7 protein-coding genes are annotated in these 9,158 nt (G+C 45.6%); 3 read left to right on the forward strand and 4 right to left on the reverse strand.

Annotated elements, in window-relative coordinates; translation table 11 throughout:
• Positions 1-47: 47 nt before the first annotated feature.
• Both V6C93_RS26055 and V6C93_RS26060 read right to left on the reverse strand, forming a co-directional pair.
• Positions 48-335, reverse strand: coding sequence for a helix-turn-helix transcriptional regulator (locus tag V6C93_RS26055; protein ID WP_333479580.1), 288 nt, complete (start codon positions 333-335; stop codon positions 48-50).
• A gap of 160 nt (positions 336-495) precedes the next feature.
• Positions 496-648, reverse strand: a complete 153-nt coding sequence (locus tag V6C93_RS26060; RefSeq protein ID WP_333479581.1) for a hypothetical protein — start codon at positions 646-648, stop codon at positions 496-498.
• 277 nt (positions 649-925) lie between these two features.
• Between V6C93_RS26060 and V6C93_RS26065 the strand changes: the two genes are divergently transcribed.
• A complete protein-coding gene (locus tag V6C93_RS26065) occupies positions 926-1,405 on the forward strand; it encodes a GNAT family N-acetyltransferase (protein ID WP_349262846.1) in 480 nt (159 codons plus the stop codon).
• Between the two features lie 111 nt (positions 1,406-1,516).
• On the opposite strand, the gene V6C93_RS26070 is transcribed toward V6C93_RS26065, so the two are convergent.
• Entirely contained in the window at positions 1,517-2,968 is a 1,452-nt protein-coding gene (locus V6C93_RS26070; RefSeq protein WP_333479583.1) for an adenylate/guanylate cyclase domain-containing protein, read from the reverse strand.
• A 140-nt stretch (positions 2,969-3,108) separates the two neighbouring features.
• Positions 3,109-3,852: a DUF1995 family protein gene (locus V6C93_RS26075; RefSeq protein WP_333479584.1), complete on the reverse strand. Its 744-nt coding sequence runs from the start codon at positions 3,850-3,852 to the stop codon at positions 3,109-3,111.
• A gap of 174 nt (positions 3,853-4,026) precedes the next feature.
• Between V6C93_RS26075 and gntT the strand changes: the two genes are divergently transcribed.
• Positions 4,027-5,349, forward strand: coding sequence for a guanitoxin biosynthesis MATE family efflux transporter GntT (gene gntT / locus V6C93_RS26080; RefSeq protein WP_349262847.1), 1,323 nt, complete (start codon positions 4,027-4,029; stop codon positions 5,347-5,349).
• Between the two features lie 625 nt (positions 5,350-5,974).
• Positions 5,975-9,158: response regulator (locus V6C93_RS26085; protein ID WP_333479586.1), on the forward strand; the 3,184-nt coding region annotated here is incomplete at its 3' end.

Consider the following 9,158-nt stretch of genomic DNA (forward strand, 5'->3'; position numbering starts at 1 on the left):
TAGGGGGCGAATTCCGTAGGAGATCGCTTAAGTCAGTGACATTCACCTCAAGTATCCCCCTCTAAAGGCCATTGCCTTTGCAGTTCATCATCCCGCACGCCCTCAACGTCGATTTGCATCGCTTGAGCCAGCACTTTGAGAGAAACGCCTAATTCTCGCGCTAGGGCGACCGCATTATCAAAACGCGGAAGTTTTCTACCACTTTCCCATTCTGCGATCGCTCGATAGCTCAGACCTAGTTTACTTCCTAGCTCTCCTTGAGTTATCCCTCGACCTTCTCTGAGGGTTTTCAAGGTGATTCCTGCTGAATTGGTTTGTGAACGGTCTGAATTCATAACACATAGCTTTTCAACACTTTAGTGTTGACACAAGAGCAGATCAACACTAAAGTGTTGGTTGTAAACAAAAAAGACTAGCCAGTTTCACAAACTTCCTAAGAGAGCAAGCTGACTGGTCTTTCCTAAAAGTCTCTCATTTAAGCAGTCGCATAGATATCTATCGCGAGTCCTTCTGAGGTAGTGCCCGTACTTTGGTGCGGGTAGCGGCTGCATTGTTCAAGGAGGTGATGCCTAGACGGAAATCATCTGAGATTTGTATTGGTTCCACTGGATTACGAGCATTGGCGATTGCCCACGTTTGCCCGTGCAAGGTAATCGCCTTTCCTCAGTCAAGCTTTTCAATAAGGGGTGTTATGAGTTACCAACGAGTCCAAGCAACTGAAGAGAGTAGTCGTCCTTGGGCGATCGCATGTATTTTACCTGATGCTAGGCACTACACTGTCGCTCGCTTTTATAATCGTCAGGATGCAGAAGATCATAAAAGACTTTTGCATCGGTTCATGCCTGCCTCAAAATTTGAAATCGTCTTTGATATGCCCGTAAGTGACGCCGACGACCCCAACCCATATCCTGAAATACGACAGGAAATGTTCTACAAAGACTTTGTGATTCGTGCCTGGGAGCCTCGCGATCGCCAAAAAGCAGCCGCAATTATCAGGAATGTGTTGGCAGAATATGGGTTGTCTTGGGAGCCAAGTGGAGCAGACAGGGACGTTTTAGAGGTGGAAGCGTCCTACACGGCAGTAGGGGGAGAATTTTGGGTAATTGAACAGCAGGGGCAGTTGGTGGGAACAGGGGCGTATTATCCGGTAGAACGGGGGGAAAACGCTGTAGAGATTCGCAAAATGTATTTGTCCCCAGCAGCACGAGGGCAAGGCTTAGGTAAGTATCTGTTGCAGCAGTTGGAAAAAGCGATCGCACAGCGAGGCTTTCAGGAAATTTGGATTGAAACCGCCAGTGTCCTCCAAGAAGCGGTGAAGCTATACGAAAGCAGTGGTTATCAACCTGCAAGGGGGGTAGAAACGCTCAGGTGCGATCGTGTCTATGTCAAGCCAGTACAAAGGTAAAAGTAAAAATCTTTATTTATTTAATGTCAAGGTGAGCAGTGTCCATAAATCGAAGGAACTGACCATATCGACGTGGAACACTGCTCACCCTACGGCACTATTCCCGACTTCCTACTCCCTTTTCCCTATCAGCCAATAAGTCATCATTTCCCCTTTTCCCTTAACCTCGATCGCGCCCCGTTCTTCAAATAAAAACTTATCCTGCAAACGCTCTTTTGTAGCAGCCGTCACTTGAATTCTGCCAGGAATTCCAGAGGATTCCATGCGGGACGCTACATTAACTGAATCACCCCAAAGGTCATAGCTAAACTTCTTAATCCCAATTACACCCGCCACCACTGGGCCGGTGTTAATGCCAATGCGAATTTGGAACGATTTATCCTGTTGTGCTTGGAACTGCCCAATCGCTTGTTGCATATCCAACGCCATTTGCGCGATCGCTTCTGCATGATTATCCGTCGGTATAGGCAATCCCCCAGCAGCCATGTAAGCATCGCCAATGGTTTTAATTTTCTCAACTCCGTGTTTTTCGGCTAATTGATCGAAAACTGAAAAAATCTGATTTAAGAGATTGAGCAGTTCTAAAGGAGACATTTGAGCCGCTAGGGGGGTAAAGCCCACAATATCGGCAAACAAAATGGTGGCTTCAGTAAATTGTTGAGCCAATGAACCCTCAAACTGTTTTAATTGGTCAGCAATGGGCTTGGGCAAAATGTTGAGTAATAGCCGTTCTGACTTGTTTTTTTCCAAACGTAGGGCTTTTTCGGCTGTGATGCGCTCGCTAATATCCGCTTGAATACCGACAAAATGAGTGAGGTTATTGTTGTCATCATAAATCGGTGAAATCGTTAATTCATTCCAAAACGGAGTCCCATCTTTCCGGTAATTGAGTAAGGTAACGGTGCAGTGTTCTCCCGCTTTAATCGCAGCACGGAGTTGAGTAACCGCGCGCTGCTTTGTCTTTTTGCCTTGCAAAAAACGACAGTTATAACCGAGTACCTCAGTGGCAGAGTAACCTGTTATTTGCTCAAAGGCAGGATTCACGTAGATGAGGGGCATATCCGGCAATCGAGCATCGGCAATCACAATTCCTACACTACTGGCAGCGATCGCCTGATCCCGTAGCTTCACCGATTCCTGTAATCGGGTGCGATACGCTCCACTACCTCCCCAATTGCTTTCTGTGACATCTTGAGCGATGCCATAGCTTAAGCCGTTTTCATAGACGGATAGACGCCAAGACAGCCAGCGGTAGCTTCCGTCTTGGCAACGGTAGCGATTTTTCAGTTGTATAGGGGTGTGAGTTGCCTTGAGGGTATGACAAAGACACTCCATCTCAAAGGTGAAGGCAACATCATCGGGATGGACCAAGTCTAACCAGGGACGCGATCGCAATTCCTCCAGTGTCCAGCCTAGGGTAGTTTGCCAGACTGAGTTGAGTTCCCTGAAATACCCATCACTGCCACGGATGCACAACAAATCTGGAGAGATATGGAAAAAGGCTTGGAGAGATGCGTCCCTGATGGCTAGGTTTGGCTGACTCTCCTCACACGAAGGATTCATCGGATGTTGCTACAGAAGGATTTACGGTCGGTTTTTGCACCCTCAACCGGAAGTTCCTATTTAATTGCCATTATCGCATTTACTCAGGTTGACGGTTGGCAATTTAAAAGTTCAGCGTCACCTTCTAACCTTCAACCTAATTATCGGCTCAGAGCGTTTAAGAAGCGCTGGAGATTGCTGAGGAATCCTGGTTTTTTGACGGCGGGTGCGGCTGTTTCTCCTGTTTCGCTGCTGCCCATCGCCTTAAGAAGGAGTTGCTCTAATGCTTCTCCTGCGGGTCTTTGAGGCTCTTCAGCAATTAGTTGATACTCATCATCGATTTCTAGCCAAACTTGCCAGAGTCCTGGGTAAGAGCGGATGATGGCAGCCTGATCGAGGGGTCGGAGATAGTAACAGGATTCAAGGGTACTCAGGAAGCGATCGCGCACTTTCCGTGCGGCTAAGCCAATCCCAACAATCGAGATATCTTCTAACTGGGGGTTGAGCAAAACGCAGGGGCGATCACCTGCCAGATTGCAGAGTATTTCAACTTGGGCCACCTCTACTGCTGTCGGCGAAACTAGCAAGAACGCCTCGTCCTCTGGCTGGATTCTGGTTTCTACAGGCGATCGCGAGGTACCCACGTCACTAATTTTAAACGGCACCTCCCCCCAGTCCCGACGGGCGAGAGCAGCGGCACCCGTATCGGGAAAGAAGACTTTCAGTCCTGAACCATACTCTTCAAACAGGGGAATAAATTGTTGTGCGATCGACTGAGCTTGGAGGGCAATTTCTGGAAATACCAGCTCCACTTGCAACCGGGTACGACCATCCTTTAAAGCGGATTGAGTAGCCTCCTTGGCTTGAACGATGGCTTCTTCTAGGGTTTTAGGAAGCTCTGCCATAATTGTTTTTTTACTTGATTGTTAAATTTACGACTAAAAGTAGTATCGGTCAGAACGGTTAAATAGAAAACAAGCCAGAGGGTATCTGGGTTAAAAAGTCAGTTATTCATGATTGTTAAAATTTGTTAATCTGTGAGTATTGACCGCCCTCAATCCCCTCAAATTAACCAAAATATGTTAATTACAGCCCTTGATCGCTATGACTTTCTGCCTCGATTTTTCCGACTTGCGATCGTCAATATTTTGTCCAATCTGATGGTGCCGATGGCTGGTTTAATCAGTGTGGCATTTTTGGGTCATTTAGGAGATATTCGCCACTTAGCTGGGGTCACTCTGTCTACTGTTTTGTTTAATTATATCTACCGAAGTTTGGGGTTTTTGCGCATGGGCACTACGGGAATGACAGCTCAAGCGGTAGGGCGTGAGGATGAGGAGGGGGTATTGCTCACGGGGTTGCGAAATGGTCTACTGGCTCTGGGGCTAGGTATCACTATCCTAATTTTGCAATATCCCTTACAAGAGCTTGGGTTCGCCTTGCTGAGCGCAACGCCCGATGTCAAAGCTTCAGGGCTAGCTTATTATGAGGCTCGGATTTGGGCTGCACCGGCGACTCTGCTCAACTTCGTACTCATTGGTTGGTTTCTAGGACGTGAACAAAGCGGCAAGGTTTTGGTGTTGTCCGTTGTTGGCAATGGAGCCAATATCTTGCTGGATTACCTATTAATTGTCCGGTTGGGGTGGGAAAGTGCAGGAGCTGGTTTAGCGACAACAGCCAGTCAATACTTAATTTTGATAGTAGGAATTATTTTTGTTTGTCAAGAAGTTCGATTCAAAGAGATACGAGCCTTAGCCAGACAACTTTTAGACCTATCAGCTCTAAAAGCTTGCCTAGCCCTAAATAGAGATATCTTTATCCGAACTTTTGCCTTTCTCTCCACCTTTTCCATATTCACCAGCTTGAGTTCGGTGATGGGAACAATGATGCTTACTGAAAATGCTTTGCTTCTACAGGTTGTCACTCTAGCTATCTACTTTATTGATGGATTGGCATTCGCCACGGAGAGTTTAGCCGGGATCTTTCAAGGTAAAGGCGATCGTGAACAGCTATCCTCCCTGTTGGGAATTTCTGGAGGAACCAGCCTGATTTTAGGTCTTAGCTTCGCCCTTGTTTGTGTGCTATTTCCAGACCCTCTATTTGGCTTGTTGACGAATCATGCGGAAGTTGTGGATAGTATTGATCGCTATGTTTCGTGGCTACTACCTTTTCTGGGATTCGGTTCTATGGCTTTTATCCTGGATGGGTATTTCTTGGGTTTGGCAGAGGGACCTGCCATCCGCAGTGCTGCCTTAGCTGCAACGTTGTTTGGTTTTGCCCCAATTGCGATCGCAGCTTGGCTATTTCAAAGTAGTCATTTATTATGGCTGGCGATGTCCCTATTCATGGCAGCGAGAGTAGTGACACTGGGGGTACAGGTGCCCAGGACACTTAAGGCTTAAGGGGAATGTCACTGACTTAAGAAGAATGGCACTGACTTAAAAACTTTCCTACTTTACCAACCAACCTTTGTGCAGGGGGTTTGGGGGAACCCCCCCAATCTGGGTTTTTCCAAGAAACGATCACTTTTCCCTTAAGTCAGTGACATTCGACTTAAGAAGAATGTCACTGACTTAAAAACTTTCCTGGCTCACCAACCAAGCCTTGTGCAGGGGGTCTCTAGGTAGGCACTCCGTCCCCCAGTGGGGGGTTTGGGGGGAGACCCCCCAATCTGGTTTTTGTCCAAAGAACGACTACTTTTTGCTTAAGTCAGTGACATTCGACTTCCCGCTCTTTTGTCACTCTCGCCAGAGCAAAATCTGAAAGCCTTACACCGCAAGAGTTTCACTATCGAAGTTTAAGACATGAGTTACTATCAGTTTGCGATTGCTAGATTGTCCATTGAGTAGGGCTTTCATCGATTGGCTGCTATTTTTCTTTTCCTAGAGTGACATAAGAGCGTTAGACAGACACCCTATTCAATCACAGAACTTGCCAACGCTCAGGCGATATCCTCGATACAGGAAGCGATTCACTCACTTCTATCATGACGCGAAGCGTATGCCCTGCTACTGAGCTAGTGCCCTTATGTTTTTAAAACCTCTAACCGACTCAGTTTCTAAGGCTTCTGGCAAAGTTCCACTCCGTGTCATTCTCGTAGTGCCATTTATCCTGCAAATACTCGGAGCCGTGGGACTTGTGGGGTGGCTTTCCTTACGCAATGGACAGCAGGCGATTAACGATGTTACCACCCAACTCCGCCGCGAAATTACGGCTCGCATCGAACAGCATTTGCATAACTACTTAGCCACACCCGTTCTGATTAATCAAATCAACGCCGATGCCATTCGCCTGGGTCAGTTGGATATCAAAAATCTCAGAGGACTTGAGCATCACTTCTTTTGGCAGGCGCAACGGTTCCCTTCAGTTGGGTACATCTACTTCGGTAGTAATCGGGGAGAATTTATCGGTGTTGAACGGCTCGATAATGGCAGATTAGAGATTCAAGTTTCCGATAAAACCACGAAAGGCCAGGGACATCGATATGCCAGCAATGGTCAGGGTGAGCGCACCAAATTCTTAAAAATTACCTCAAAAAACTACGACTCTAGAAAGCGACCCTGGTATAGCAACGCTGCACAGAAAGGTAAACCGACTTGGAGTGAAATCTACTCTTTTTTTTCTGAACCCAAACTGACCATTAGTGCTGCCCAACCTATCTACAACAAAAATGGTGTCCTTGATGGTGTCATCGCCAGCGATCTCGTCGTCTCGCAGGTCAGTGAATTTCTGCGTACCTTAAAAATTGGGAAAAGAGGGCAGACCTTTATTATCGAACGATCTGGGATGCTTGTCGCTAGTTCCACATCAGAACCTCCTTTCATCATCTATCAAGGAAGTACCAAACGTATTAAAGCGAGCGCCAGTCCCAATGTATTCACTCAAGCAACAGCCAAACATTTGACCTCCCATTTTGGCAGCCTTACTCATATTACTAAAAGCCAGCAGTTAGCTTTTGAAATCAACGGAGAACGGCAATTCGTACAAATTACACCCATCCATGAAGCTCATGGTTTGGATTGGCTGATTGTAGTCGTTGTTCCAGAGTCAGACTTCATGGAGGCTATTAACGCGAATACCCGCACGACTATTTTCTTGTGCCTAGCCGCCTTAGTGGTGGCAACCCTGATCGGAATGCTCACGTCCCGCTGGATTGTTCAACCGATCCTGCGTCTCTCTAAAGCTGCCGATGCTTTATCTAAAGGGCAATGGGAGAATACAGTAAGACCTGGACGCTCTTATGAGTTACGGGTTGTAGCCAATGCTTTTAACAGTATGGCGAGTCAGTTGCAAGAATCATTCACAACATTAGAAGCTAAAAATGCTGAATTGAAGGAATTAGATAAACTTAAAGATGAGTTTCTAGCTAATACGTCTCACGAACTCCGCACTCCATTGAATGGCATTATCGGTATTGCCGAATCCCTGATAGATGGCGCTGCTGGACAGTTGCCACCACAGGCGATCGCTAATCTTTCCCTGATTACTTCTAGTGGCAGGAGACTGTCTAATTTAGTTAACGATATTCTAGATTTAGCGAAGCTAAAGCATAAAAATATTGAACTGCAAATTAAGCCAGTCGGTGTGCGAGAAATTGCCGATGTAGTCCTGACGCTTTCTCAACCCCTGATTAGTCAAAAACCCTTGCAGTTGATTAACTCTATCAGTCCCGAACTTCCCCTAGTAGAGGCAGACGAAAATCGTCTACAACAGATTTTTTATAACTTAATAGGGAATGCGATTAAATTTACAGATTCAGGGACGATAGAGGTAAGATCCGAATTGGTCAATGGTCAGGATTCAGGAGCTAGGGGTGACGACTTAATTGCAACGAATGACCAACAGCTGAAACCAGATAATAGACAGATTGCTATTACCGTTACTGATACGGGTATTGGTATCCCAGCTGATAAATTGGATAGGATTTTTGAATCTTTTGAACAAGTCGATGGTTCTACAGGTAGAGAATACAGTGGTACAGGTTTAGGTTTAACTATCACTAAACAGCTAATCGAGTTACACGGTGGTAAAATTTGTGTAACTTCAAAAATTGGTGAAGGTTCCCAGTTTACCTTTACATTGCCAGTTTCCCAAAATCAAGTACAGACAATCTCGGAAGTATCTCCCCTTCGGTCAATAGCACCCCTTCAAAAATTAACAAATGAACCACTGATTGCGAATGAAGCATTAACCGCAGAAAGTGGAGAGTTTAAAATCCTCATTGTCGATGATGAACCCATCAACCTTCAGGTTCTAGTTAACAATCTTTCTTTGGAACACTATGCTATTACTCAAGCCACAAATGGTATAGAAGCCTTAGCAATTATTGAACGGGGCTTTCAACCTGACTTAATCTTACTCGATGTGATGATGCCCCGCATGACAGGCTATGAAGTCGCACGAAAACTTCGCGAAAAGTTTCTGGCGATTGAACTTCCCATTGTGATGTTGACGGCAAAAACTCAAACATCCGATATTGTGGAGGGATTTATTGCGGGTGCTAATGACTATCTGACTAAGCCCTTTTCTAAAAATGAATTGTTGGCACGAATTAAAACCCATATTCGCCTTGCCAAAATTAATGCTGCTTATGGTCGCTTTGTTCCCCATGACTTTCTCCGTTTCTTGGGGCACGAAAGTATTGTAGATGTGAAATTGGGCGATCATGTTCAGAAAAATATGACCATTTTATTTGCTGATATACGTGACTTTACTACCCTATCTGAAGGGATGAGTCCTCAAGAGAATTTTAATTTTATCAACAGTTATTTGAGTCGAGTTAGTCCAGTTATTCGCGCTCATAATGGCTTCATTGATAAATACATTGGCGATGCCATCATGGCCTTATTCCCTGAGTCCGTTAATGAGGCTTTGTCTGGGGCAATTGAGATGCAAAAACAAGTGATTCTCTACAATAAACATCGGCAAAGCCTGGGGTATCTTCCCATTACTATTGGCATTGGCTTACATACGGGGAGTTTAATGCTGGGTACGATTGGCTCTCAAGAACGAATGGAAAGCACAGTGATTGCCGATGCGGTTAATCTCGCCTCGCGTTTGGAAGGGTTAACCAAGCTTTATGGAGCCGGAATTTTGATTAGCTTGCAAACTCTCTGTTATCTGGATGAGCCACACAACTACAGCTATCGGTTTGTGGATCGAGTTAAAGTTAAAGGTAAACAGAAACCTGTAGCTGTCTTTGAAATCTACG

Origin of the sequence: Allocoleopsis sp. (assembly GCF_036703385.1) — a bacterium.
In the GTDB taxonomy this organism is placed as follows: domain Bacteria; phylum Cyanobacteriota; class Cyanobacteriia; order Cyanobacteriales; family Coleofasciculaceae; genus Allocoleopsis.